The 26,037-nt window shown below is 62.2% G+C and carries 28 protein-coding genes; 12 read left to right on the top strand and 16 right to left on the bottom strand.

Features of this window, described 5'->3' with window-relative positions; translation table 11 throughout:
• Positions 1-45: 45 nt before the first annotated feature.
• Positions 46-1,083, top strand: coding sequence for a glutamine synthetase beta-grasp domain-containing protein (locus ACZ9EJ_RS03840; RefSeq protein WP_046632353.1), 1,038 nt, complete (start codon positions 46-48; stop codon positions 1,081-1,083).
• Between the two features lie 74 nt (positions 1,084-1,157).
• On the opposite strand, the gene rutR is transcribed toward ACZ9EJ_RS03840, so the two are convergent.
• Complete coding sequence (gene rutR / locus ACZ9EJ_RS03835) at positions 1,158-1,802, bottom strand: HTH-type transcriptional regulator RutR (RefSeq protein WP_046632352.1); 645 nt, start codon at positions 1,800-1,802, stop codon at positions 1,158-1,160.
• Positions 1,803-2,053: 251 nt separating this feature from the next.
• On the opposite strand from rutR, the gene ACZ9EJ_RS03830 reads away from it, so the two are divergent.
• From ACZ9EJ_RS03830 to hydA, 3 genes are read left to right on the top strand one after another with little or no spacing between them, the layout of a single operon-like run.
• On the top strand, positions 2,054-3,307 hold the full coding sequence (locus tag ACZ9EJ_RS03830; protein ID WP_046640799.1) for a Zn-dependent hydrolase: 1,254 nt from the start codon (positions 2,054-2,056) through the stop codon (positions 3,305-3,307).
• 58 nt (positions 3,308-3,365) lie between these two features.
• Positions 3,366-3,998 (top strand): endonuclease domain-containing protein, encoded by a 633-nt coding sequence (locus ACZ9EJ_RS03825; RefSeq protein WP_046640897.1) that lies wholly within the window; start codon positions 3,366-3,368, stop codon positions 3,996-3,998.
• Positions 3,995-5,449 (top strand): dihydropyrimidinase, encoded by a 1,455-nt coding sequence (gene hydA, locus ACZ9EJ_RS03820; protein WP_046640800.1) that lies wholly within the window; start codon positions 3,995-3,997, stop codon positions 5,447-5,449. Before ACZ9EJ_RS03825 ends, hydA begins: the two co-directional genes overlap by 4 nt.
• Positions 5,450-5,674: 225 nt before the next feature.
• Here the strand turns inward: hydA and ACZ9EJ_RS03815 are convergent, their stop codons facing one another.
• A complete protein-coding gene (locus tag ACZ9EJ_RS03815; protein WP_046640801.1) occupies positions 5,675-6,088 on the bottom strand; it encodes a cupin domain-containing protein in 414 nt (137 codons plus the stop codon).
• A 178-nt stretch (positions 6,089-6,266) separates the two neighbouring features.
• Here ACZ9EJ_RS03815 and ACZ9EJ_RS03810 point away from each other — a divergent pair, with 178 nt between their 5' ends.
• The 8 genes from ACZ9EJ_RS03810 (at position 6,267) to ACZ9EJ_RS03775 (ending at position 16,570) form a co-directional block, all read left to right on the top strand.
• Entirely contained in the window at positions 6,267-6,635 is a 369-nt protein-coding gene (locus ACZ9EJ_RS03810; RefSeq protein ID WP_052764616.1) for a hypothetical protein, read from the top strand.
• Positions 6,632-7,423, top strand: a complete 792-nt coding sequence (locus ACZ9EJ_RS03805; protein WP_007773836.1) for an ABC transporter ATP-binding protein — start codon at positions 6,632-6,634, stop codon at positions 7,421-7,423. The genes ACZ9EJ_RS03810 and ACZ9EJ_RS03805 overlap by 4 nt, the downstream gene beginning before the upstream one ends.
• Before the next feature lie 231 nt (positions 7,424-7,654).
• Positions 7,655-8,539, top strand: a complete 885-nt coding sequence (locus ACZ9EJ_RS03800; protein ID WP_046640802.1) for an ABC transporter permease — start codon at positions 7,655-7,657, stop codon at positions 8,537-8,539.
• Complete coding sequence (locus ACZ9EJ_RS03795; protein ID WP_046640803.1) at positions 8,536-9,663, top strand: ABC transporter permease; 1,128 nt, start codon at positions 8,536-8,538, stop codon at positions 9,661-9,663. The genes ACZ9EJ_RS03800 and ACZ9EJ_RS03795 overlap by 4 nt, the downstream gene beginning before the upstream one ends.
• Before the next feature lie 61 nt (positions 9,664-9,724).
• The gene (locus tag ACZ9EJ_RS03790; RefSeq protein WP_046640804.1) at positions 9,725-10,699 is read left to right on the top strand and encodes an ABC transporter substrate-binding protein; all 975 of its coding nucleotides are present in this window, start codon (positions 9,725-9,727) and stop codon (positions 10,697-10,699) included.
• 293 nt (positions 10,700-10,992) lie between these two features.
• A complete protein-coding gene (locus ACZ9EJ_RS03785) occupies positions 10,993-12,228 on the top strand; it encodes an efflux RND transporter periplasmic adaptor subunit (protein WP_251090786.1) in 1,236 nt (411 codons plus the stop codon).
• Positions 12,229-12,239: 11 nt separating this feature from the next.
• The gene (locus ACZ9EJ_RS03780; protein WP_046640899.1) at positions 12,240-15,689 is read left to right on the top strand and encodes an efflux RND transporter permease subunit; all 3,450 of its coding nucleotides are present in this window, start codon (positions 12,240-12,242) and stop codon (positions 15,687-15,689) included.
• A gap of 197 nt (positions 15,690-15,886) precedes the next feature.
• Positions 15,887-16,570: a Crp/Fnr family transcriptional regulator gene (locus ACZ9EJ_RS03775; protein ID WP_046632470.1), complete on the top strand. Its 684-nt coding sequence runs from the start codon at positions 15,887-15,889 to the stop codon at positions 16,568-16,570.
• A 229-nt stretch (positions 16,571-16,799) separates the two neighbouring features.
• Here ACZ9EJ_RS03775 and ureG read toward each other — a convergent pair whose 3' ends face one another.
• From ureG to urtE, 14 genes are all read right to left on the bottom strand, one after another.
• Positions 16,800-17,411 (bottom strand): urease accessory protein UreG, encoded by a 612-nt coding sequence (ureG, locus tag ACZ9EJ_RS03770; RefSeq protein WP_046632331.1) that lies wholly within the window; start codon positions 17,409-17,411, stop codon positions 16,800-16,802.
• A gap of 43 nt (positions 17,412-17,454) precedes the next feature.
• Positions 17,455-18,126 (bottom strand): urease accessory protein UreF, encoded by a 672-nt coding sequence (locus ACZ9EJ_RS03765; RefSeq protein WP_046640805.1) that lies wholly within the window; start codon positions 18,124-18,126, stop codon positions 17,455-17,457.
• Positions 18,127-18,132: 6 nt separating this feature from the next.
• Complete coding sequence (gene ureE / locus ACZ9EJ_RS03760) at positions 18,133-18,597, bottom strand: urease accessory protein UreE (protein WP_046640807.1); 465 nt, start codon at positions 18,595-18,597, stop codon at positions 18,133-18,135.
• Positions 18,598-18,611: 14 nt separating this feature from the next.
• On the bottom strand, positions 18,612-19,283 hold the full coding sequence (locus ACZ9EJ_RS03755) for a TIGR02117 family protein (protein WP_046640808.1): 672 nt from the start codon (positions 19,281-19,283) through the stop codon (positions 18,612-18,614).
• Between the two features lie 25 nt (positions 19,284-19,308).
• Complete coding sequence (gene ureC / locus ACZ9EJ_RS03750) at positions 19,309-21,018, bottom strand: urease subunit alpha (RefSeq protein WP_046632322.1); 1,710 nt, start codon at positions 21,016-21,018, stop codon at positions 19,309-19,311.
• Positions 21,019-21,025: 7 nt separating this feature from the next.
• Complete coding sequence (locus ACZ9EJ_RS03745; RefSeq protein WP_046640809.1) at positions 21,026-21,436, bottom strand: PIN domain-containing protein; 411 nt, start codon at positions 21,434-21,436, stop codon at positions 21,026-21,028.
• A complete protein-coding gene (locus ACZ9EJ_RS03740; RefSeq protein ID WP_007773816.1) occupies positions 21,433-21,693 on the bottom strand; it encodes an AbrB/MazE/SpoVT family DNA-binding domain-containing protein in 261 nt (86 codons plus the stop codon). Before ACZ9EJ_RS03740 ends, ACZ9EJ_RS03745 begins: the two co-directional genes overlap by 4 nt.
• A gap of 47 nt (positions 21,694-21,740) precedes the next feature.
• Positions 21,741-22,154 carry a lysozyme inhibitor LprI family protein gene (locus tag ACZ9EJ_RS03735; RefSeq protein WP_052754134.1) on the bottom strand — a complete coding sequence of 138 codons (414 nt, stop codon included), beginning with the start codon at positions 22,152-22,154 and terminating at the stop codon, positions 21,741-21,743.
• Positions 22,151-22,456, bottom strand: coding sequence for an urease subunit beta (locus ACZ9EJ_RS03730; RefSeq protein WP_046632318.1), 306 nt, complete (start codon positions 22,454-22,456; stop codon positions 22,151-22,153). The genes ACZ9EJ_RS03735 and ACZ9EJ_RS03730 overlap by 4 nt, the downstream gene beginning before the upstream one ends.
• Positions 22,457-22,467: 11 nt before the next feature.
• A complete protein-coding gene (locus ACZ9EJ_RS03725; protein WP_046632316.1) occupies positions 22,468-22,719 on the bottom strand; it encodes a DUF1272 domain-containing protein in 252 nt (83 codons plus the stop codon).
• A gap of 11 nt (positions 22,720-22,730) precedes the next feature.
• Positions 22,731-23,033 (bottom strand): urease subunit gamma, encoded by a 303-nt coding sequence (locus tag ACZ9EJ_RS03720; protein WP_007773806.1) that lies wholly within the window; start codon positions 23,031-23,033, stop codon positions 22,731-22,733.
• 18 nt (positions 23,034-23,051) lie between these two features.
• Positions 23,052-23,897: an urease accessory protein UreD gene (locus ACZ9EJ_RS03715; protein WP_046640810.1), complete on the bottom strand. Its 846-nt coding sequence runs from the start codon at positions 23,895-23,897 to the stop codon at positions 23,052-23,054.
• The gene (locus ACZ9EJ_RS03710; RefSeq protein ID WP_251090785.1) at positions 23,834-24,991 is read right to left on the bottom strand and encodes a CE1 family esterase; all 1,158 of its coding nucleotides are present in this window, start codon (positions 24,989-24,991) and stop codon (positions 23,834-23,836) included. The genes ACZ9EJ_RS03715 and ACZ9EJ_RS03710 overlap by 64 nt, the downstream gene beginning before the upstream one ends.
• Positions 24,992-25,211: 220 nt before the next feature.
• Entirely contained in the window at positions 25,212-25,907 is a 696-nt protein-coding gene (urtE, locus tag ACZ9EJ_RS03705; protein ID WP_007762131.1) for an urea ABC transporter ATP-binding subunit UrtE, read from the bottom strand.
• Positions 25,908-26,037 lie beyond the last annotated feature (130 nt).

The following is a 26,037-nucleotide window of genomic DNA, read 5'->3' as shown; positions in this document are numbered from 1 at the left end:
CTCAGGATGGCTCAACCATGAACGTCACGGCCTGAGAGATAAAATATGACCAAGTATAAGCTCGAGTACATCTGGCTCGACGGGTATACCCCGGTACCGAACCTGCGTGGCAAGACGCAGATCAAGGAATTCGACACCTTCCCGACGCTCGAACAGCTGCCGCTGTGGGGCTTCGACGGTTCGTCGACCATGCAGGCCGAAGGCCGCTCGTCCGATTGCGTGCTGAAGCCGGTTGCGCTTTATCCGGATCCGGCCCGCACCAACGGCGCGCTGGTCATGTGCGAAGTCATGATGCCGGATGGCGTCACGCCGCATGCTTCGAACGCCCGTGCGACCATTCTCGACGATGAGGATGCATGGTTCGGCTTCGAACAGGAATACTTCTTCTACCAGAACGGCCGTCCGCTCGGCTTCCCTGAACAGGGTTATCCGGCCCCGCAGGGCCCGTATTACACCGGCGTCGGCTACTCGAACGTTGGTGACGTCGCCCGCGAAATCGTCGAAGAGCATCTCGACCTTTGCCTCGCTGCCGGCATCAACCACGAAGGCATCAATGCCGAAGTGGCCAAGGGCCAGTGGGAATTCCAGATTTTCGGCAAGGGCTCCAAGAAGGCCGCCGACCAGATCTGGATGGCACGCTACCTGCTGCAGCGCCTGACTGAAAAGTACGGCATCGATATCGAATATCACTGCAAGCCGCTCGGCGACACCGACTGGAACGGCTCGGGCATGCACTGCAACTTCTCGACCAAGTACATGCGCGAAGTTGGCGGCAAGGACTATTTCGAAGCGCTCATGGCTGCCTTCGACAAGAACATGATGGACCACATCGCCGTCTACGGCCCGGACAACGACAAGCGCCTGACCGGCAAGCACGAGACCGCTCCGTGGAACAAGTTCTCCTACGGCGTTGCCGACCGCGGTGCCTCGATCCGCGTGCCGCACTCGTTCATCAAGAACGACTACAAGGGCTATCTGGAAGACCGCCGTCCGAACTCCCAGGGCGACCCCTACCAGATCGCTTCCCAGGTTCTGAAGACGATCGCCGAAGTCCCGACCAACCGGGCTTCCGCTGCCGCCTGATAAAGGCCGCACGCGACAATACGGAAACGCCGGCCTTGCGCCGGCGTTTTTCGTTTCCGGCTTTGAGGTGAAGATCAGGCTTTGCGCGCCCGCAGCCCGTCGATGAAGAGCTGTTCGAGAAACCGGGCCGCATCCTCGAAACGCCCCTCGCCTGCATAGTCCTGGCCGAGCACGGCGCGCACCTGCACGTCGAAGTCGGCATAATGCTGGGTGGTCGACCAGATCGAGAAGATCAGGTGATAGGGATCGCATCTGGCGATCTTCCCCGATCGCGCCCAGGCGCGGATCACCTCCGCCTTTTCATCGACCAGCGCCTTCAAGGGGCCTTTCAGCTCGTCCTCGATATGCGGTGCGCCCTGCAGCACTTCGTTGGCGAACAGCCGGCTTTCGCGCGGGAAATCGCGGGCCATTTCGAGCTTGCGGCGGATATAGGAGCGGATCTCCGATTCCGGATTGCCCTCTGCATCGAAGGCGCGCAACGGCTCCAGCCAGGTGGACAGGACCCGGTCGATCAACTGGCGGTGGATCGCCTCCTTGGTGCGGAAATAATAGAGGAGGTTCGGTTTCGACATGCCGGCTGCCTCGGCGATCTGGTCGATCGTGGCGCCGCGGAAACCGTTCTGGGAAAACACGTCGAGCGCCGCTTCGAGGATGCGCTCCTCCTTCTCCTCCTGGATGCGCGTGCGTCTCTGCGTCTTCGCCGCCCTCGGGATGGCCATGCCTGTCCTTGTCCTCTTCCGCGTCCACCCGGCGCTTTCGAAATTCCTCTGGATTTTTCGTGATTTTCGTCTTGAGTGGAGCCGAGGAAATTGTAATGTTTTACCAAGCGGTCAAATTATCGGCGACAAGCGGAATAAACGCAATGCCGATCTTCGCATGCCTCTTTTCAAAACGGGCGCGCGGAGGATCGATGGGAACGAAAAGCATGCCGCCCGCTCGGGTGGCCGTAAAAACAGGCGAGGACTGAAAAATGGTGGCAGCACCCGGCGAGAACTTGCGCATCAACGGCGATCGTCTGTGGGACATGCTCATGGACATGGCGAAGATCGGCCCCGGCATTGCCGGCGGCAACAATCGCCAGACGCTGACGGATGCGGACGGCGAAGGCCGCCACCTCTTCAAGACATGGTGCGAGGCCGAAGGAATGACGGTCGGCGTCGACAGGATGGGCACGATGTTCGCCACCCGCGCCGGCACCGATCCGGACGCACTGCCCGTCTATGTCGGCAGCCATCTCGACACCCAGCCGACCGGCGGCAAATATGACGGCGTTCTCGGCGTGCTCGGCGCGCTGGAAGTGGTGCGCACCATGAACGACCTCGGCATCAGGACCAAGCACCCGATCGTCGTCACCAACTGGGCGAACGAGGAAGGCGCGCGGTTTGCGCCGGCCATGCTGGCATCCGGCGTCTTCGCCGGCGTGCATTCGATCGACTATGCCTATGGCCGCAAGGATCCCGAAGGCAAGACCTATGGCGACGAGCTGAAGCGCATCGGCTGGCTCGGCGACGAGGAGGTCGGCGCGCGAAAAATGCATGCCTATTTCGAATATCATATCGAGCAGGGGCCGATCCTCGAAGCCGAGAACAAGCAGATCGGCGTCGTCACCCACTGTCAGGGCCTGTGGTGGCTGGAATTCACGCTCACCGGACGCGAGGCGCATACCGGCTCGACGCCGATGAACCTGCGCGTCAATGCCGGCCTTGCCTTCGGCCGCATCCTGGAAATGGTGCAGGCGGTGGCGATGTCCGAACAGCCGGGCGCCGTCGGCGGCGTCGGCCAGGTGTTCTTCTCGCCGAACTCCCGCAACGTGCTGCCGGGCAGGGTGGTGTTCACCGTCGACATCCGCACGCCCTCCCAGGAAAAGCTCGACCGCATGCGGGCGGTGATCGAGAAACAGGCGGCTGAAATCTGCGAGCCGCTCGGTGTCGGCTGTTCGGTCGAGGCTGTCGGCCATTTCGACCCGGTGACCTTCGATCCGGTCCTGGTCGGCCGTGTTCGCGAAGCTGCCGAAAAGCTCGGCTACAGCCATATGAACATCATCTCCGGCGCCGGCCACGACGCCTGCTGGGCCGCCAGGGTTGCGCCCGCGACGATGATCATGTGCCCCTGCGTCGGCGGGCTCAGCCACAACGAGGCCGAGGAGATTTCCAAGGAATGGGCGGCGGCCGGAGCGGACGTGCTGTTCCATGCCGTGCTGGAGACGGCGGAGATTGTGGAGTGAGCTGATGCGTTTGTCGGAGAACACGTCCGCATCTTTGATGGACAGTGGCTCATCTTCGATGAGCACCCCCTCATCCGACCCTTCGGGCCACCTTCTCCCCGCTGGGGAGAAGAGGAAGTGCGCCGCGCTGGCGCCTTTAAATCCACATCGTCGCATGCGAGGTTCAGGCCGGTTCGGAAACGGTTCGGCAAGAAATATCTTCTCCCCAGCGGGGAGAAGATGGCCCGAAGGGTCGGATGAGGGGGTGCTCAGCATGCCAGCTGATGACATTACAAAACGACGCCCCGGAAAAACAACGCAGGCACGCCGGCTCCGCCGGAACGAAACAGAAGAAGAGTACCGTCTCTGGAGTGATCTCCGGAACCGCCTTCTCAATGGCTACAAATTTTCGCGGCAGGTTCCATTGGGACCGTATGTCGTCGATTTCATCTGTCGCGAAGAACGCCTGATAGTCGAAATAGACGGCTTCCATCACGCGGAAAACCAATCCGATATAGCGAGGACACAATGGCTCAACGCCCAAGGCTATTCCGTCCTGCGCTTCTGGAACCACGAGATCACCCGTGAACGACACGCCGTGCTGGACACGACACTGGCCGCATTGAATGGTCAAATGACCGAGCGCTGCGACACCACGCGCTTTTATCCCTCAAATCTCACCGACATTGAAAAGACAGGGGAACAACAATGACCACAGTCATCAAGGGTGGAACCATCGTCACGGCCGACCTGACCTACAAGGCGGACGTGAAGATCGATGGCGGCAAAATCATCGAGATCGGACCTAACCTTTCCGGCGACACCACGCTGGACGCGGCGGGCTGTTATGTCATGCCGGGCGGCATCGATCCGCATGTGCATCTCGAAATGCCGTTCATGGGCACCTATTCCTCCGACGATTTCGAGAGCGGCACGCGGGCAGCGCTTGCCGGCGGCACGACCATGGTGGTCGATTTCTGCCTGCCCGAGCCCGGCCAGTCGCTGCTCGATGCGCTGAAGCGCTGGGACAACAAGGCGACCCGCGCCAATTGCGACTATTCCTTCCACATGTCGGTCACCTGGTGGGGCGAGCAGGTCTTCAACGAGATGAAGGCGGTCGTTTCCCATCACGGCATCAACACCTTCAAGCATTTCATGGCCTACAAGGGCGCGCTGATGGTGAACGACGACGAGATGTTCGCCTCCTTCCAGCGCTGCGCCGAGCTCGGCGCCCTGCCTCTGGTGCATGCGGAAAACGGCGACGTCGTCGCCGCCATGCAGACCAAGCTGATGGACGAGGGCAATAACGGCCCCGAGGCGCATGCCTATTCGCGCCCAGCCTCCGTCGAGGGCGAGGCGACCAACCGCGCCATCATCATCGCCGACATGGCAGGCGTCCCCCTCTATGTCGTCCACACCTCCTGCGAACAGGCCCATGAAGCGATCCGCCGCGCCCGCCAGAACGGCATGCGCGTTTATGGCGAGCCGCTGATCCAGCACCTGACGCTCGACGAAACGGAATATTTCAACAAGGACTGGGACCATTCGGCCCGCCGGGTCATGTCACCGCCCTTCCGCAGCAAGCAGCATCAGGACAGCCTCTGGGCAGGCCTTGCCTCCGGCTCGCTGCAGGTGGTGGCGACCGACCACTGCGCCTTCACGACCGACCAGAAGCGCACCGGTCTCGGCGATTTCCGCAAGATCCCGAACGGCACCGGCGGCCTCGAAGACCGCCTGCCGATGCTCTGGACCTATGGCGTCGCAACCGGCCGCATCACCATGAACGAGTTCGTGGCGGTCACCTCCACCAACATTGCCAAGATTCTCAACGTGTATCCGAGGAAAGGCGCCATCCTGGTCGGCGCCGATGCCGATATCGTCGTCTGGGACCCGAAGCGCTCCAAGACCATCACCGCCAAGAGCCAGCAGTCGGCGATCGACTACAACGTCTTCGAGGGTAAGGAAGTGACCGGCCTGCCGCGTTACACATTGACCCGCGGCGTGGTCGCAATCGAGGACGGGGCGGTCAAGACGCAGGAAGGCCATGGCCAGTTCGTCAAGCGCGAACCTTATCCTGCGGTCAACAAGGCGCTGTCGACCTGGAAGGAGCTGACCTCGCCGCGCAAGGTGGAACGCACGGGCATTCCGGCCAGCGGGGTTTGAACGGAAACGATGTGTCCCAGGAATACCCCCCTCTGCCCTGCCGGGCATCTCCCCCTCAAGGGGGGAGATCGATATGCCGCGCCGGTTTCGCCAATTGTCGAACGAATTCGAATTGGTTCCGGCAGGCTCCAGATTTTGTGGAGAGCGAGGCCTCGCTGCTATCCGATCTCCCCCCTTGAGGGGGAGATGCCCGGCAGGGCAGAGGGGGGTGAAGCGACGGGGCCGTTACCCCTTCACCAGCCCGTCAAGCTCCGGCAGCAGCACGACGCTTTCCTGTTCGTTCGGGTCGGTGCGGGCGATCACCGCCGAACAGGGCGCGTCGGAAAGGTTGGCCGGCAGGTGCGGCACGCCGGCGGGGATATACATCATCTCGCCGGCCGAGAGTTCGGCGCATTCCTCCAGCCGGTCGCCATACCAGGTGACAGCGGAGCCGGAGAGGACGTAGATGGCCGTCTCGTGGGTTTCATGCAGGTGGGCCTTCGCCCGCGCGCCCGGCGGAATGGTAATGAGATGCATGCAGATGCCCTTGGAGCCGACCGTTTCCGCCGCGATCCCCTCGAAATAGCTCAGGCCCTGCTTGCCGTCATAAGCAGCGCCGGGCTTCACCACACGGCAGGTAGGTTTTGATGCACTGTCCATTGCAAAATTCCTCTGTCGAACGGGATCTGCCGCCAGCATATCATGGCGGTTCGAGGACGGGAGCCGGGGGGACCGAAAAGCGAGGGCTCCCGCACGCGGCAATGATCGATATCCTGCGCAGCGGCGATGTCTATGCTGTACGCTTCGCAGACGGACTTGAATGGGGGGCTTTCGAGACATGTCATTGAATACGATCGCATCGGCGGTCCTCGCGGCGATATCGATCGCCGCTCCGGCCCAGGCCGCAACCTTCCTCGACGGCGCCTATGGCAGCAAGGAAGGCTGCACCTACGCCAGGACCGGCGAATCGTCCGGCGCCGACGACTTCCTGCTGCTCAACGACGAGGGCGTCACCACCTCCGTTTCCGCCTGCGAATTCAAGGGCGCGGCGAAAAAGACAGCAAACGGCTTTACCATCAAGGCGCAATGCGACGCCGAAGGGGAAAAGGGGCCGGAAGACACGGCGACGCTCACCAAATCCGCCAAAGGCTACACCGTCGGCTTCACGGACGGCACCAGACTGGGACCCATGCCGAAATGCCGATGAACAATCCTCCATCCTCCGTCGTCTCGGCCAGCAAGCTCGGCCTCACCTTCGAGACCAGTGACGGGCCAGTCCATGCGCTGTCGAATGTCGACCTCACAGTGAACAAGGGCGATTTCGTCTCCTTCATCGGCCCGTCCGGCTGCGGCAAGACGACGTTCCTTCGCGTCATCGCCGATCTCGAAAAGGCGACGGCCGGCGAGATCACCGTCAACGGCATGACGCCGGAAGAGGCGCGCAAGTCGCGCTCCTACGGTTACGTCTTCCAGGCGCCGGCGCTCTATCCGTGGCGGACGATCGAGAAGAACATCGCCCTGCCGCTCGAAATCATGGGCTATTCGGCAGCCGACCGCAAAGCCCGCATCGAGCGCACCCTCGATCTCGTCAACCTCTCCGGCTTCGGCAAGAAATACCCCTGGCAGCTGTCCGGCGGCATGCAGCAGCGCGCCTCGATCGCCCGCGCACTCGCCTTCGACGCCGACCTGCTGTTGATGGACGAACCCTTCGGCGCACTGGACGAGATCGTCCGCGACCACCTGAACGAACAGCTTCTGAAACTCTGGGCGCGCACCGAAAAGACCATCTGTTTCGTCACCCACTCCATTCCGGAGGCGGTCTACCTCTCGACCCGCATCGTCGTCATGTCGCCGCGGCCGGGCCGAGTAACGGATGTGATCGAATCGACCCTGCCCAAGGAACGCCCGCTCGAAATCCGCGAGACACCAGAGTTCCTGGAGATTGCCCATCGGGTGCGCGAGGGGTTGAGGGCGGGGCATAGTTATGAGGAGTAGAGCTTCCCATTCCGCGGTTACCCCCCTCTGTCCTGCCGGACATCTCCCCCTCAAGGGGGGAGATCGGCTGGGCGTGCCGGCTTCGCAAAGCATCGAACGCCACCGGCGCGGCAAATTCAAATCCGAATTGAGGGCAAGGCAATGCTACTATTCGATCTCCCCCCTTGAGGGGGAGATGTCCGGCAGGACAGAGGGGGGTGGCCACGCCCCGAAACCTTGGAGGACAGCGGCATGAAACCCGACTCCCTCACGCAACGCATCATCCCCGTCCTCACCATCCTCGTCGCCATCGTCGCCATCTGGTACGTTGCCGCCTATTTCATGAACGCGCCGTTCCAGCGCGATCTCGACCGACGGGCTGACGTCACCTCCACCACCATGGAATTCATCGGCAAGACCATGGCGCAGCCGAAGCCGATTTTGCCGGCGCCGCATCAGGTGGTCAGCAACGTCCTCGAGAACACGTTTCTGCGCAGCGTCACCTCCAACCGCAGCCTTGTCTACCATGCCTGGGTGACGCTCTCCTCGACCGTCCTCGGCTTCACCATGGGCACGCTGACCGGCATCCTGATCGCGGTCGGCATCGTGCATCTGAAGGCGCTCGACCGCAGCCTGATGCCGTGGATCATCGCTTCGCAGACCGTGCCGATCCTGGCGGTCGCGCCGATGGTGATCGTCGTACTCGGCGCGATCAACATTACCGGCCTCCTCCCCAAGGCGCTGATTTCGACCTACCTCTCCTTCTTCCCCGTCGCGGTCGGCATGGTGAAGGGACTGCGCTCGCCCGAGATCATCCAGCTCGACCTGATGCGCACCTATTATGCCAGCGGCGCCCAGACCTTCTGGAAACTGCGCGTGCCCGCCTCCATCCCGTTCCTGTTCACCTCGATGAAGGTGGCGATCGCCGCAAGCCTGGTCGGCGCCATCGTCGGCGAGCTGCCGACAGGAGCCGTCGCCGGCATTGGCTCGAAACTGCTGGCCGCGGCCTATTACAGCCAGACGATCGATATCTGGGCGGCGCTGATCGCCGGTTCGGTGCTGGCAGCACTTCTGGTCACCATCGTCGGCATCATTGCTAAGATCGTCGATCGCTCGATGGGCGGGAGACCGGCATGACCCTGGTTCTTCGCTCCTGGCAGGGCGCCGTTGCCCTGATCCTCTGCCTCGTCGCCCTTGCCTCCCTACCGTTGATGGCGGCGGATGCCCCCGCCCCCTTCGGCGCCGGCGCCGTCACTGTGATCTTCCTGGTCGTCGCCAGCGCAGCAGTGGTGTCGTTCACGACGCTCTCCCCACCCCTCCTCGCCACGATCCTGTTCGTCGCGGCCCATCTTGCCGTCTGGCTGCTGCTCGCCGGCATTACCGGCAACGAGGGCAAGGCGACGCTTGCCTTCTTCCTGCTGGTCGCGGCCTCATGGCTGCTCGCCTGGCGCTGCGTCTCGGTACTCTCCGGCATCCGCGCAAAATCCCAGGCGGGCGACACGTTCCTGCGGCTGCTGATCCCGGCCATCTTCGGCGCCTGGATCCTGATCCTCTGGGAGGCGGCGACTCGCGGTGCCGGCATTCCCTTCATCATCCTGCCGCCGCCGTCCTCGATCGGTGCAAGGCTCGCCTCCTCGGTGCCGATCCTCTGGGCCGACGTGCAGCAGACGATCTTCAAGGCGGTGCTCTTCGGTTACGTGGTCGGCTGCGCCTCCGGCTTCGTCGTCGCGATCCTTGCCGACCGCATCGCCTTCCTGCGCCGAGGGCTGCTGCCGATCGGCAATCTGATGTCGGCGCTGCCGATCATCGGCGTCGCGCCGATCATGGTCATGTGGTTCGGTTTCGACTGGCAGTCCAAGGCGGCCGTCGTCATCATCATGACCTTCTTCCCGATGCTGGTGAACACGGTGGCGGGGCTCGGCGCCTCGGGCGCCATGGAACGCGACCTGATGCGCTCCTACGCGTCCGACTACTGGCAGACGCTGATCAAGCTGCGCCTGCCGGCCGCCATGCCCTTCATCTTCAACGCGCTGAAGATCAACTCGACTTTGGCGCTGATCGGCGCGATCGTCGCGGAATTCTTCGGCACGCCGATCGTCGGCATGGGGTTCCGGATCTCGACCGAGATCGGCCGCATGAATGTCGACATGGTCTGGGCCGAAATCGCTGTTGCAGCGCTCATCGGATCGGTTTTTTATGGTGTCGTGGCGCTTGGCGAAAGAGCGACGACGTTCTGGCATCCGTCTAACCGCGGTGGTTAAACGCGAAAAATCCGGCCCGTTTCGGCGGAGCCGGCAAACCTCAGAGGGAAGGATAAAAAACATGAGAAAAATTCTCGTTGCGCTGATGGCAGGCGCCATGTCGCTTGCAGCAGCCCAGGCGGCGATGGCCGCCGACAAGGTGACCCTGCAGCTGAAATGGGTCGCACAGGGCCAGTTCGGCGGCTATTACGTCGCCAAGGACAAGGGCTTCTACAAGGATGAAGGCCTCGACGTCACCATCAAGCCGGGTGGCCCGGATATCGCGCCCGAACAGGTGATCGCCGGCGGCGGCGCCGACGTGATCGTCGACTGGATGGGCGGCGCGCTGGTTGCCCGCGAAAAGGGCGTCCCGCTGATCAACATCGCCCAGCCCTACCAGAAATCCGGCCTGCAGATGATCTGCCCCAAGGACGGCCCGGTAAAGACCGAGGCCGACTTCAAGGGCCGCACGCTCGGCGTCTGGTTCTTCGGCAACGAATATCCGTTCTTCGCCTGGATGAACAAGCTCGGCCTGAAGACCGACGGCGGCAAGGACGGCGTCACCGTCCTGAAGCAAAGTTTCGACGTGCAGCCGCTCATCCAGAAGCAGGCGGACTGCATCTCAGTCATGACCTATAACGAATACTGGCAGGCGATCGATGCCGGCTTCAAGCCGGAACAACTCGTCGTCTTCAACTTCTCCGCCATGGGCAACGACCTGCTTGAGGACGGCCTCTACGTGATGGACACCAAGCTCAAGGACCCGAAGTTCAAGGAGACCATGGTGAAATTCGTCCGCGCTTCGATGAAGGGCTGGAAATACGCCATCGCCAATCCGGCTGAAGCCGCCGAAATCGTCATGGACAATGGCGGCCAGGACGAGAACCACCAGAAGCGGATGATGGGCGAAGTGGCCAAGCTGATCGGCACCGGAACCGGCAAGCTGGACACCGCCACCTACGACCGCACGGTCAAGGCTCTGCTCGACCAGAAGATCATCACCAAGAAGCCGGAAGGCGCCTATACGAGCGAGATCACCGACGCGGCATTGAAATAATAATCGCCGCTGGGTCCCAAAAGGAGAACGCGCGGCTACTCACCGCGCGTTTTTGAAATTTTTCTTATTCAAAACATAACTAAAACTCATTCGTCTCATAAGGGCGACGGATTGATTTGCGCAACGCAAACACGTAAAAGTGCAGCGTTGATGAATCTTTCGCTGTCGGTCTTGTAACCGTTTTGCGCGGTTACCACCTTGATCCGGGTTATCGTACGCTGAGGGGGCGTTACGTGACCGGAGCGGTTCCCAGCGGAATATTTGCCCCTTACCTTCAGTTTGAAAGTAATCGCATGTTTCGCAAGTCTACCAAGTCTGCCGGTATCCCGGCTCTTCGCCTTGCACTCGGCGTCAGCATCGCGCTTGCAGCGGGCTCCTCATTGATCCCCAATTCTGCCGTTGCGCAGGACGCGGCCACGCAGGCCCCCGCGCAGACCGAAATCAAGCTGCCCTCGATCATTGTGACGGAAGCGGTCGAAAAGCCGCTCGTCGATCGCGTCATCGCGACCGGCACCGTCAGGCCCGTCGAGGAAGTCTATGTCCAGCCCCTCGTCGAGGCCCTGTCGATCAAGACGCTGAATGCCGATGTCGGCGACGAGGTAAAGGCAGACAGCGTGCTCGCCACGTTGAACGACGACGCGCTGCTTCTGGAGAAGAGCCAGCTCCAGGCCAACAAGGCGAAAGCCCAGGCTGCCGTTGCGCAATATCAGGCGCAGGTGATCGAGGCCCAGGCCAATGTCGCCGATACGATCCGCCAGCGCGACCGCCTCCAGAAACTCAGCCAGAGCGGCACCGGCACGGTGTCGCAGCTCGAACAGGCATCCGCTGCCGTCGAGGTCGCCCAGGCGCGGCTCAACGCCGCCAAACAGGCCGTGACGGTCGGAGAATCCGACACCAAGGTCGTCGAGGCACAGATCGAGGACGTCAACCTGAAGCTCGCCCGCACCGGCGTGAAGACGCCTGTCGCGGGCGTGATCTCGGTGCGCAATGCCAAGGTTGGGGCGATCGCCAGCGGCACCGGCAATCCGCTCTTCACGATCATCAAGGACGGCGCGATCGAACTCGTCGCCGACCTTTCCGAGACCGACATCCAGAAGATCAAGGCCGGTCAGAAGTCGATCGTCACGGTTGCCGGCGGCAAGGTGAAGATCGAGGGCAAGGTTCGGCTCGTCTCCCCGACGGTCGATCCGGTCACCCGCCTCGGCGCCGTGCATATCGTCATCGACGACGACAGCGGCGCCCGCGCGGGCATGTATGGCAGCGCCGAGATAGTCATCGCCGAGACCAATGCTCTCGCGCTGCCGCTTTCTGCCGTCACCACCGGGCGGAACGGTTCCACCGCCCGCAAGGTCGAGGATAATGTCGTCAAACAGGTGAAGATCGAGACCGGCATCCAGGATGGCGGTTTCGTGCAGGTCGTCAGCGGTCTCGACGCCGGTGACATTGTCGTTGCGAAGGCCGGCGCCTTCGTTCGGGACGGCGACAAGATCGCCCCGGTCCCGGCCGAACCCGCCGCTATTGCGAACTGAGGTTGAGCCGCATGAACTTCTCCGCCTGGTCGATCCGCAATCCGATTGCGCCGCTGCTCGGTTTTGCCCTGCTGCTTGTTGTCGGCATCCAGTCGTTTTACGCGCTGCCGATCACCCGTTTCCCGAATATCGACGTGCCGGTCGTGTCGATCACCGTCACCCAGAGCGGAGCCGCGCCCGCCGAACTGGAAATGCAGGTGACGAAGGAGATCGAGGACGCTGTCGCCTCGATCAGCGGCATTGACGAAATCCAGTCGACGGTAACGGACGGCCAGTCTCAGACGGTCGTCGTGTTCCGCATCGAAAAGCCGACCGCAGAGGCCGTTCAGGACACCAAGGACGCGATCGACAAGATCCGCAGCGACCTGCCCGCCGGCATCGAGGAGCCCGTCGTCACCAAGGTCGACGTCGAAGGCCAGGCGATCCAGACATTCGCCGTCTCCTCGCCGAACATGACCCTCGAGGAACTCTCCTGGTTTGTCGATGACACGGTCAAGCGCGCCCTGCAGGGCCAGGCCGGTATCGGCCGTATCGACCGTTACGGCGGTTCCGACCGCGAAGTCCGGGTGTCCTTGAACCCCGCCAAGCTCGACGCCTATGGCATTACCGCTGCCGATGTCAGCACCCAGCTGCGTGGCACCAACGTCGACCTCGGCTCCGGCCGCGGCCAGGTGGCCGGCAACGAACAGACGATCCGCACGCTGGGCGACGCGCGCAGCGTCGCCCAGCTTGCCGACACGACGATCACACTGCCCAACGGCCAGTTCGTCAAGCTGACCGAACTCGGCGACATCACCGACACCTACGAGGAGCCGAAATCCTTCTCGCGCTTCAACGGCACGCCGTCGGTCACTTTCGCCGTGTTCCGCGCCAAGGGTGCGAGCGAAGTCTCGGTCGCCGAAACCGTCGCCGCCAGCCTCGACGACGTGCGCAAGGCCAATCCGAACGTCGCGATCGAAATGGTCGACGACTCGGTCTACTTCACCTACGGCAATTACGAGGCCGCCCTCCACACGCTGGTGGAAGGCTCGGTCCTCGCGGTCATCGTGGTGTTCCTGTTCTTGAGGAACTGGCGCGCCACCCTGATCGCCGCGGTCGCCCTGCCGCTGTCGGCGATCCCGACCTTCTGGATCATGGACCTCATGGGGTTCTCGCTGAACCTCGTAAGCTTCCTGGCGCTGACGCTCGCGACCGGGATTCTCGTCGATGACGCGATCGTCGAGATCGAGAACATCGCGCGGCATATCAAGATGGGTAAATCGCCCTACCGCGCCGCGATCGAAGCTGCCGATGAAATCGGCCTCGCCGTCATCGCCACCAGCTTCACGATCATCGCCGTGTTCGTGCCGGTCTCGTTCATGCCGGGCGTTCCGGGCCAGTACTTCATCCAGTTCGGCCTGACGGTCGCCTTCTCGGTGTTCTTCTCGCTCGCGGTAGCGCGACTGATCACGCCGCTGATGGCCGCCTATCTGATGAGCCCCGAAGACGGGATGGAAGACGATCACGACAACGACGGCTGGATCATGAAGGCCTATACGCTGACCGTTAGAGCGACGACCGGCGGATGGGCTCCCCGGTTTGCTGCCGCTTGGGCGGAACGCGTGAAGCGTAGCACCGAAAATTCGGCACATATTGTCGCGAAACTAATACACTACGTATTCGCGCATATCGGTTTCAGATGGCTTCCGCGGCTTTTAACACTCGCTGCGGCAATAGCGTTTCTCTACTATTCGGTCGAGTTGCTTAAGCAGGTCCCCGGCAGCTTCCTGCCGCCGGACGACAACTCGCGCGTCGTGCTGTCGGTCGAACTGCCGCCGAATGCGACGCTCGAAGAGACGGCTGCGAGCACCGACGTCATCTATGACGCGGTGCGCCATATCGACGGTGTCGAGAGCGTCTTCATTCTCGGCGGCGCTTCGCCGAAGGGCGACCTCGAACTGCGCCGCGCAACCGTGCGCGTCATCCTGCAGAACATCGACCATTCGCTGGTAAAGACCCTGGTCAACAAGGGCCTGGGAGCGATCCCCTTGATCCGCGACGTCGTGCCGAGGATCAAGGAAAACGGCCGCACGCGCCCGCAATGGGATGTCGAAAAGGACATTTTCGCCGCCATTCGCTCCATTCCGGACGTGCGGATCTCCAAGGTCAACGACCGCGCCGAGCGTGACCTTTCGTTCAACTTCCTCTCCACCAACGAGGCGGACCTGAACGAAGCCGTCAGCGTGCTGGAATCGAAGCTGCGGGCCTCGCCGGTGCTTTTCAACGTCTCCTCGGAAGGCGCCCTGCCCCGTCCGGAACTGCAGATCCGGCCGCGCATGGCGGAGGCCTCGCGCCTCGGCATCACCCCGCAGCAGATCGCCCAGACCGTCCGCGTCGCGACGATCGGCGACGTCGATGCCAACCTTGCCAAGATCTCGCTCGACGACCGGCAGATCCCGATCCGCGTCCAGGCCTCGCTCGACGTCCGCCGCGATCTGGCCTCGATCCGGGCGCTCAAGATCAAGACCGCGGCCGGCGCCAGCGTGCCGCTCTACAGCGTTGCCGACGTCGACTATTCGGAAGGCCCGAGCTCGATCAAGCGCAACGACCGCAACCGCGTCGTGGCAATCGGTTCCGACGTACCCTTCGGCACGGCGCTCGACACCGCATCGGCCGAATTCAAACGCATCGTCGGTGAAACCGAATTCCCGAAGACGGTTCGTCTGGCCGAAAGCGGCGACGCGAAGGTGCAGGCCGAAATGCAGCAGAGCTTCGGCAATGCGATGCTGATGGGTCTGATGCTGGTGCTCGTGGTGCTGATCCTGCTCTTCAAGGACGTCATCCAGCCCTTCACCATCCTGTTCTCGCTTCCGCTGGCAATCGGCGGCGTGGCGGTGGCGCTGATTATCACCCAGAACGCGCTGTCGATGCCGGTCCTGATCGGTATCCTGATGCTGATGGGCATCGTCACGAAGAACGCCATCCTTCTGGTGGACTTCGCGATCGAGATGAAGCGGCAAGGCCTGGAACGGGTCCATGCCATGGTCGAGGCCGGCCGCAAGCGCGCCCGTCCGATCATCATGACCTCGATCGCCATGTCGGCGGGCATGCTGCCCTCGGCGCTCGGCGTCGGCGAAGGCGGCTCCTTCCGCGCGCCGATGGCGATCGCGGTGATAGGCGGCATCATCGTCTCGACGGTGCTCTCGCTTCTCGTCGTGCCGTCCTTCTTCCTGATCATGGACGACCTGTCGCGCCTGCTCGGCAAGATCTTCGGCCGCATGGTCGGCAAGAAGGAAGAGGAGGATTTCGGTCTCTCCAGCGAGGAGCTCAGCCAGGAGGCTCGCAAGAACGCCCAGTCGATCGCGTCCCTGGAAGAACGCCTCAACCAGATGGAACGGCAGACGAGCGCGAACGACGATCGTTCTCCCGGCGCTCAAGCCAGCAGCAAGGTGTTGCGCCTGCCGCCGCTGGCCGCCGAATAACCGCAGTTCCGGAACCGGATCTTCGACAACGCCGGGCCCTTGGGCCCGGCGTTTTTCGTTGGAACAGCCCAACTCGCGGAGATTGTAGAAAAAAATCGCAGATTTGATCGATGTCAAATTCAGATTTCACGAACCTGTTATTTTAGCGATATCGGGAATGCGCGGCGGTTCAGGTTATGGAAGAGACGGCGGACATGATGAACAGCAATTTCAAGCTCAACAACAGGGATCGGGCCGTCCTGATGAAGACGCCTTTCCTGTCCAGCCTGACCGGCAATTCTCTCGTCCGGATGATGTCGACCATGAGTGTCATCAGTCTGGCGAACCGCAAGTCGATCTTCCGCGAGGGCGAGAATGCCGACGCTTTTTACTGCGTTCTCAGCGGCTACGTACGGCTCTACCAGCTCAATCGGGACGGTCGCGAGGCTGACATCCGCATCTGCAGCCCTGGGGACACTTTCGCCGAATGTCTTCTCTATGGCGGCACCAAGTACCGCCATCATGCCCAGACGGCCGAAGCCACGACGCTTGCCCGCTTCGACATGCAGGCGGTGCGGGATCTGGCCGAGCAGGAACGGGATATCGCCAAGGCGGTGATCACCTCGCTATCGAAACACCTCATAACCACGATGGACTGCGTCGCCAACGACAGGTTGCATACCGCGCCGCAACGGGTGGCAAATTATATCCTGACGCGGTGCCCGGTGGACGGCGGCCCGGCTTCCATTCGCCTGCCTTTCCAGAAGAACCTGCTCGCAGGCATGCTGGGCCTCGCTCCCGAGGCGCTTTCCCGAGCATTCTCCACTCTCCGGCGGACCGGAGTGACGGTGCGCGGGCGTGTGATCCAGGTCGGCGACGTGCAGGCCCTGCGCGAGATATGACGTTAAACGAAGCGAGACCGGACAGGCGGGTCCGGACTTTCTTTGCATGCATGTTGCGACACTGGCGGCGGGACCGCGACATGCAGATAAGGCCGGTGGCTTCGGGGGGCCACCGGCCTCAATTTTTTAAAGCATGTCGCGCAAAAGTGTGCGGCGGTTTTGCGATAACGACATGCGTAAAACAAGGAGTTAAAGCGTGTCGAGCGAATCCGAAGGATCGCGACACGCTTTAGAGACCGCCCTGCTCCTTCAGGAACCGGACCACATGGTCCACGCCGACGCCGCGCTTCAGATCGGTAAACAGATGCGGCTTGGCCTCGCGCATGCGGTAGGCGTCGCGGTCCATCACATCGAGATCGACGTCGACGTAAGGAGCGAGATCCTTCTTGTTGATGATCAGCAGGTCGGAGCGGGTGATGCCCGGGCCGCCCTTGCGCGGGATTTCCTCGCCCTGGCAGGTGGAGATCACATAGATGGTGAGGTCGGCAAGATCGGGCGAAAAGGTCGCCGCGAGATTGTCGCCGCCGGATTCGATGAAGACCACGTCGAGCTCCGGGAAACGCTCGTTCAGGCCCGCGATCGCCTGCAGATTGATCGTCGCGTCCTCGCGGATGGCGGTGTGCGGGCAACCGCCGGTCTCGACGCCGACGATGCGGTCCGAAGACAGAGCCTGCATACGCACCAGTGCCTCGGCATCTTCCTTGGTGTAGATGTCATTGGTGACGACCGCGACGGAATAGTCCGCGCGCATCGCCTTGCAGAGCTTCTCGGTCAATGCCGTCTTGCCCGAGCCGACAGGGCCGCCGATGCCGACGCGCAAGGGTCCGTTCGCCGATTTCATATGTCGTCCTTTCATTCTTTCAGATCCCAGCTTAGGCCCGCTTTTACGAGCGGAAAAGCCGCGAGTGCTGTGTTTCATGCCGCAGAGAAGCAATTTCCGCCTGCACTGCCGCGCCGCCCAGATCGTCGAGCGTCGTCCGGCTGGCCTGTTCCGCAACCTGGCTGATCAGGTTCTCGATGTCAGCGAGCACGGCCACCCCTTCCACCTGGCCGGAAACCCCAAGCCTGATACCGGCAGACACCGATTGCGACACGGCGGCATGCAGATAGGCGGCAAGCGCCTGGGCTGCCGGCACGCCATGCCCTGCCGCAATCGCACCGACAGCGACGGGGAACGGCACGGCCGGCGGCAGGCGTTCCAGAACCGGATGAGGCCACGCGGACGCAGCAGCGGCGAATGCCTTGCCGAGCGACAATGTCTCCGTATGACGCTCTGCGGAGCCGGCAAGCGCCAGCCCCAGTTCGGCTACCTCTTTCAACGCGGCCTCGTTTTCATACCGCCGCCAGGCTTCGCCGAACAGCACGGCGTCGTTCCACAGGGAGCCGTACCGCAGCAGGCTCGTCAGCCAGGCGATCAGGCTTGCCGCATCCTTGACGAGGCCATCGTGCACCGCCCGTTCGAGCCCGCCCGAATAGGCGAAACCGCCGATCGGAAAGGCCGGCGAGAGCCAGGCCATCAGCCTCAGAAGTACCTTGGTATCGAGGTTTTCGCTCACCGAGACTCAGTGTCCGTGATGGTCGTGGCCGTGGGAACCATGCGCATGATAGGCGCCGCGGGCCGGCTGAAACCCTTCCTCGACCTCGGCAACCGCGGCACCAAGGCCTTCCAGCATGGCGCGGATCACGTGGTCGCGCAGGATGAGGATACGCCCCTCCTCGATCTGCGCCGGAAGATGCCGATTGCCGAGATGCCAGGCGAGTTCGATCAGGTGCAGCGTATCGCGCGCCTTGATCTCGAAGAGCTTTTCCGGAGCCGCCTGCACTTCGATCGTGTCGCCGTTGTCGAGCACCAGCCGGTCGCCATGATGGAAAAGCACCGCCTCCTTGAGATCAAGCATCACCATCTCGCCATTGGAGAGATGCAACAACTTGCGGCGCAGATGCCGCAGATCATGGGGCAGCGTGACGATATCGATCGGCGGATCGGAGACCACACCGGCGGGTTGATAGGAATGGATGTGCTGCATGGAATGCTCCGGGATCAATTGAAAAGCTTGAGGGATAGCGTAAGCGTCTGCGGCAGCGGATTCCAGAGGCCGGTGCGCAATCCGGCGGCGCGAAGTGCCGCAGCGGTCCAGGTGTTGCAGCCGGCAAACGCGTTGAAATAGCCGTTCGCCTCGAAGAACCGGTCGTAGTCGCCATAACCCGCATCCGGCACCACAGCCACCTCGCCTGCCTGACGGATGAAACTCGTCTGGATGAACGTCAAAAGCCGCTGGAATTCCAGCGGGCCCAAGTCGAACGGCATCACCGCCGGGTGGCCTTCATCGATCCCGCCGGCGATATCCACATGCATGACCGAACTGTCGATCGTCAGCGCACGAAACACCGGCAGCGGCTTTAAGTCTGCCCAGGTCGGCGTTTCCAGATAGAAGGCCCGCCCGCCCCAGCCGAGCACCAGCCATTGCGCACCCGGATCCGTTACCGGAACGCCCGAGCGTCCCAGGAATGCGAAGGCAGCGCGGGTGTCTTCGGAAAGCGGAATGGCGATATCCGTGTGGATGGGGTTGGAGAGCAGCAGGACGCGCCTCTGCGCCGCCGGTTCCGCCGCGCGGCTCGGACTGAACAGCGGCCGTGGAACCAATGTTCCGACGGCCACGGCGAGGACCACAAGCAGCACCGCGGCGATGAGCCTGCGAAAAACCTTCTTCATTCAGGGGCTCCGAGGCGCCAGCGCCTCAGAACAGGAAATAGCGCTGCGCCATCGGCAGCACGGTCGCTGGCTCGCAGGTGAGCAACTCGCCATCGGCGCGCACTTCATAGGTCTCCGGGTTGACCTCCACATGCGGCGTCAGCGAATTGTGGATCATTGAGGCCTTGGAAATACCGCCGCGGGTGTTTTTGACCGCCACCAGCCTCTTGGCGACGCCCAGGCGTTGCGTCAGGCCGGCATCGAGCGAGGCCTGGCTGACGAAGGTAACCGAGGAATTGGTCCTGAGCTTGCCGTAGGCGGCGAACATGGGGCGATAATGCATCGGCTGCGGGGTCGGGATCGAGGCGTTCGGATCGCCCATCGGGGCGGCCGCGATCGAGCCGCCGAGCAGCACCATTTCCGGCTTCACGCCGAAAAAGGCCGGGTTCCACAGCACGAGGTCGGCCCGCTTGCCGACTTCGACCGAACCGATCTCATGGGAAACGCCATGGGCGATGGCCGGGTTGATCGTATATTTGGCGATATAGCGCTTGACGCGGAAATTGTCGTTGTTGCCCGTCTCCTCCTTCAGGCTGCCGCGCTGGCGCTTCATCTTGTCGGCGGTCTGCCAGGTGCGGATCGCCACTTCCCCGACCCGGCCCATGGCCTGGCTGTCGGAGGAGATGATCGAGAAGGCGCCGAGATCGTGGAGGATGTCTTCGGCGGCGATCGTCTCCTTGCGGATGCGGCTTTCGGCAAAGGCGATGTCTTCCGGGATCGACGGCGACAGATGATGGCAGACCATCAGCATGTCGAGATGTTCAGCAAGCGTATTGATCGTGTAGGGCCGGGTCGGGTTGGTCGACGACGGGATGACGTTCGGATTGCCGCAGACCTTGATGATGTCGGGCGCATGACCGCCGCCCGCCCCTTCCGTGTGGAAGGCATGGATGGTGCGGCCCTTGATGGCCGCGACCGTATCCTCGACGAAGCCGCTTTCGTTCAGCGTATCGGTGTGGATCATCACCTGCACGTCGAAGGCATCGGCGACCGTCAGGCAATTGTCGATCGCGGCAGGCGTCGTCCCCCAATCCTCGTGCAGCTTCAGCGACGAGGCACCGGCGAGGATCATTTCTTCCAGCGGTGCGGGAAGCGACGCATTGCCCTTGCCGGCGAGCGCGAGGTTCATCGGGAAGGCGTCGAAGCTCTCGATCATCCGCTCGATATGCCAGGCGCCGGTGCAGGTGGTGGCAAGCGTGCCATGTGCCGGACCCGAGCCGCCGCCGAGCATGCAGGTGACGCCCGACATCAGCGCTTCCTCGATCTGCTGCGGGCAGATGAAATGGATATGCGCGTCCATGCCGCCGGCCGTCAGGATCTTGCCTTCGCCGGCAATCGCCTCCGTGGACGGACCGACGATGATCGTCACGCCCGGCTGCGTATCCGGATTGCCGGCCTTGCCGATCGCATGGATGCGGCCGTTCCTCAGACCGACGTCCGCCTTGTATATGCCCGAATGGTCGACGATCAGCGCATTGGTGATGACCGTATCGACCGCACCTTCCGCCCGCGTCGCCTGGCTCTGGCCCATTCCGTCACGAATGACCTTGCCGCCGCCGAACTTCACCTCTTCGCCATAGATGGTGAAATCCTTCTCCACCTCGATGAAGAGTTCGGTATCGGCAAGCCGCACCCGATCGCCCGTGGTCGGACCGAACATGCTGGCATAGGAGGCGCGGGACATCTTGTGGGGCATGGGCGGTCTACCTCGTAAGCTCGGTAAAATGGGAGGATTTCGATGCGGCTTTGTCGAATGTCATCGTGGTGCGGCAACCGTTGCGGCTGTTGATTTCACCGATCAGGTGATCGGAGAAGTCGCCGGGAAACTCGGAATAGGCTTGAAGCGCAGCGCTCAATATGTCGCGGTCCTTCACGACCGCATTCTCCAGATTCAGCAGACCCCAGATGATCTCGGCGATCCGGGCCTTTGGCAGGCGGACGCGCTGTTTCAGGACCCAGGCAATTTCGACGACGACAATCTCGTTGATGAAGAATGCTTCCTCGCTCTTGTCGAAGAGCGCAGAAAGCGCCTCGCTCTGCGCCGATGCCGGCTCCCCGATCAGTTGATCACGCACAAGCCAACGAAGGAGGACATTGGTGTCGATTCCGATCATAGATCGTTGCCGCCTTCCGGAATCCGGCCGCGCGCCTCGGCAACCCATTCATCCAGTTCGCCGGCGGTAATCGGCCTGTCCAGCTTTACGATCCCTTTCAGGTCCGCGAATGTCCAACGTTTGGGCCGGATTTCCAGATGGCCGTCCTGACTGGGTACGATATCCACCTGATCTCCAGCTTTGACGCCAAGCAAAGCGAGCGCTTCGGCAGATAGGGTTATCTGGTTTTCAGGGCTGATCTTGACTGTTTCGGTCATATCGCTCTCCTTCCCGCCCCCATAACTACCACAAACACGCGCAACGTTCAGTTCCCCATCGCCTCGGTCAACTCCTTCAATTCCGCGGTGCGCTTGCGGGTGAGGTCCGCCTGGCATCCCGAAATCAGCATCGGCTCCATGGAGCCGCCATGGGCCTGGAAACCATAGGAGACGCACTGCGCATCGCGATAGGCGACCCAGGCGCGCTGGGCTTTCACGAGCGCATCCTCGGCCCCTTTGAGGTCGGCCGAACTATCCGTGTCCCAGTTTTTCATCGCCTTGCGCGTTGTCTGATACTGGGCATTGAGCGCCTTGTCGGCCGCATCAAAATCCCGTTGCGAGCAGATGTTCATCTCGATCTGCGTCTGCGGGTTCTTGCAATTGGCCTTCGGCTCCTGCGCCCCTGCCGGCAAGGCGAAGAAGCCCAGGCAGACCGCAGCAGCCGCGAAAACGGATTTCACAGCGCACCCATGATCTTCTGCTGGAATCCGTAGACCTCGCGCTTGCCCGACAGCGGGATCAGCGTCACCGAGCGGGTCTGGCCGGGTTCGAAACGAACAGCCGTTCCGGCCGGAATATCCAGCCGCATGCCGCGCGCCTTGTCGCGGTCGAAGGAAAGCCCGTTATTGGTCTCGAAGAAATGGTAATGGCTACCCACCTGCACCGGCCGGTCGCCGGTATTGGAGACCTCGATGGTCACGATCGGAGCACCGGAATTGAGCTCGATTTCGCCTTCTGCGGCAATCACTTCACCCGGAATCATGAATCTCTCCTTCAAGCCGCCTTGGGCGCACAGCCCTCGGCCTTGAGAACACGTTTGGTGGATGCCGGATGGCGTGCGAGTGCGGCCGCCGGACGCACCGGCCGGCGCACCAGTTCACCTGAACAATTCGGGCAGATGCCCTTCAGCACCGCGGTGGCGCAATCGCCGCAGAACGTGCACTCGAAAGTGCAGATCATCGCCTCGCGGCTCTCCGGGGCAAGGTCCTTATCGCAGCATTCGCAATTGGGGCGCAGTTCCAGCATGGGCCGCCTCCTCAGCGGATCGGTTCGTGCACGGTGACGAGCTTGGTCCCGTCCGGAAAGGTCGCCTCCACCTGCACGTCGTGGATCATCTCGGCAATGCCTTCCATCACCTGATCGCGGGTGACGACATGCGCACCGGCCTCCATCAGGTCGGCGACCGAGCGGCCGTCGCGCGCGCCTTCCACCACATAGTCGGTGATGAGAGCGATCGCTTCCGGGTAATTGAGCTTGACCCCGCGTTCCAGCCGGCGGCGGGCGACGATCGCCGCCATGGAAATCAGCAGTTTGTCTTTTTCTCTGGGCGTCAGGTTCATGGGAATCCCGCAGTATGATCAGATGTTCCAGACTTTCGGCACTGGCGCGCCGTTACGCAATACGGAAATTGCCGGTGTCAGGATTTTTCTCAAGTCAAATCCTGTCGGCGCCACCAGCCGGGCGATCAGCTTGCCGTTCCAGTGGCTGGCGCCGCCGTTCCACAGGCCGGCTTCGCCGGGCGCGTCGTCGAGAATCTGGCGAAGTTTCGGGAAGAGCATTTCGGCGAGCGGGCCGGTGTAAAACAGCGTCGCAAAGGCGACCTGGCCGGAGAGCACGGCGGTAGCCTGGGAAAGCTGCTCGATCTCACCCTCGAACTTCATCTCTTCCGCATGGATCAACTGGCCCGACCGGCGCACCCGCCAGCGGTCGCGGAAGAAGCCGTTCGCGACCGCCTCGCCCATCGCCTTGCGGCCGAGCAGGACCGCTTCGACGGCCAGGAATTCGGAGGTTTCGGAGAGATCGACGTCGAGCCGTCGGGTCAGCGAGGACTGGTCGAAAAGGATGGTTTCCTGGGGAAGCCAGTGGACCGAAGCGTCTTCGCCGACCGTGACATGGGTAGAGACGGAGGCCGTGCCGGACGAGGCCTTGTAGATCTTCTCGTTCGCCTGGGTGGTGACCGACAGCCTTGTGGAAGCGGCAGCGGCGACGGACCATTCGATCACGTCGCCGCCCGTCAGCCCCCCCGACGTATTGATTAAAATCGCCTCCATTTCAGGCGAAAATGTTTCCGGAAGGCGAATTTTTGCGCAGCCTTCCTGGTAGAATTCGGCGAGCCGTGTTCGCCCGCCGAAAGCCTTGGTTACAAGGCGTCCTGCACCCCTTGCCCGCTGCGGCGCATGTCGATCGGCTGGTTGCTGCTGCACGTCGTCCCCTGAAGATCAGCTTCGGTTCCGCAGTCCAAAGCAACGCCCGTGCCAGACTTGCCCCCGGAACCGATCTTGGCCGGGGCGGCGGTCGCGATCACGTCGGTGCTGTCGGCCTTGCCGAAGAAGTCCCACATCCGCGAGGCCGGATCAATATTGGCGTCGAATGCGGGTTTGGCAACGTTGACCGCAGCCACCTTGGTGACGCTCGCGGCACCGTCCTTGGCGGCAGCGATCACGGCTTCCGTGGCGGCTACCGGTTTCGGCCAGTCATGCGTGCCGTTGGCGAAGACGTAGGATGCGACACGCGCACCGTTCTTGCAGGTACCGTAGAGGCTGAAGGTCACGCCGTCGACCGTCTTTACGTCGCCATTACCCTTGCAGCCATCGAGTTCGGACCAGCGCTGGATCGCGGTTTTGAAGCCGTACTGCCAATAGGCACTGCCGCCGCCCGCGTAAGGGTTGGCTGCATCCTTGACGCCGGCAAACGCCACGATCGAGATGGGCTTGGCAGGATTGCAGCCTTGCGTATCGGGACCCCATTTGCCGTCGGTCTCGACCGGGCGTCCGGCGCGCAGCGAATGCACGAAGCCGGCGGCGGCGAAATCATCATGTCCGGAGCAGAGGTAGGCCGACAACATGCGGCCGCCGCCGGAATAACCCGAGGCATAGATGCGGGCCGGATCGACGCAGAATTGCTGCTTTGCGGTGTCCAGGGCCTGCTTGATATAGGCAATCTCATCGAGACCGCCCTGCTGCACGGTAACGAAGGGCACGTTCCAGGCATAGGTTCCCGCGGAGCTTCCCGGCAGGCTGCCCTGCAGCGCCAGAACGATGAAGCCGTTTTTCTCCGCGACCTTGTCCCATGAGCTCCTGTTCAGCTGCCCTTCAGGGTTGCTGTGGCTACCATGGAGATCGAAAACCAGCGGAACCTTGTCCTTGCCGGTATAGGACGATGGAATGAAATAGATGGCCGAACGGGCAATACCGCCGGTCTCGATGGTGATCCGGTGGCGACCGGCTTCCATCGGCTGGCCGCAGCCTGCGGCAAGAGCGCTGCCGGTCATTGACCCCAGGAAGGTCGTGGCGCCCAAAAAAACAGCTCCTACAGCAACCATGCGTGTAAGAGCGGAACGAGAGAAGAAACCAGCAACGCGTACAAAGACCATCAGCGCCTCATCATGGGGTGCGGGGGTTTTCAACAAAGATGCGGAATGCCCTGAAAACGCAGTGTTGTTAACATATATTAGCGGCCTTTGAAACGCACGAAGTGCTGCAACGCGATACAAACATTCACCAGTAAAAATACTAGTCTCACACGGTCAGATGCCGCCTTGCTTCTGCCGTATCCAGAGTCTCGGCCGCTCCTTCGTGCACAATCTCGCCACGATCCATGATGTAGACCTGGTCGGCAAGCTCCCGGCAGAAGTCCAGATACTGTTCCACCAGAAGAATGGCCATGCCGGTTGAATCCCGCAGGTAGCGGATCGCCCGGCCGATATCCTTGATGATTGACGGCTGGATGCCTTCGGTCGGCTCGTCGAGCACGAGGATCTTCGGACGGGTGACCATGGCGCGGCCGATCGCCAATTGCTGCTGTTGGCCACCGGACAGGTCGCCGCCGCGCCGGCCGAGCATGGATTTCAGCACCGGAAACAGCGAGAAGATCTCGTCGGGAATGAACTTGTCCTTGCGGGCGAGCGGCGCATATCCGCTTTCGAGGTTTTCCTGGACGGTGAGCAGCGGGAAGATTTCGCGGCCCTGCGGCACGTAGCCGATGCCGTGCTTGGCGCGGTTATAGGGCGCAAGCCCGTTCAGCACCTCCCCCTGAAAGCTGATCGTGCCGGCGCTGACCGGATGCTGGCCGGTGACGGCGCGGAGAAGAGAACTCTTCCCCACGCCGTTCCGCCCCAGCACGCAAGTGATCTTGCCCATATCCGCATGAATCGAGACACCCCGCAGCGCCTGCGCTGCGCCATAGTGAAGATTGACGTTGTTGACTGTCAGCATGGCAGTTCTCCCAAATCTTCCAGCGCGCGCGGCTCACCCCCCTCTGTCACTTCGTGACATCTCCCCCTCAAGGGGGGAGATTGGTGGCAACCGGCAGCGCCCCAGCCGATCTCCCCCCTTGAGGGGGAGA

It is taken from the genome of Neorhizobium sp. USDA 3394 (assembly GCF_056280385.1).
The sequence above is the reverse complement of the archived record's forward strand: the minus strand, read 5'-3'. Positions and strand labels throughout refer to the sequence as shown.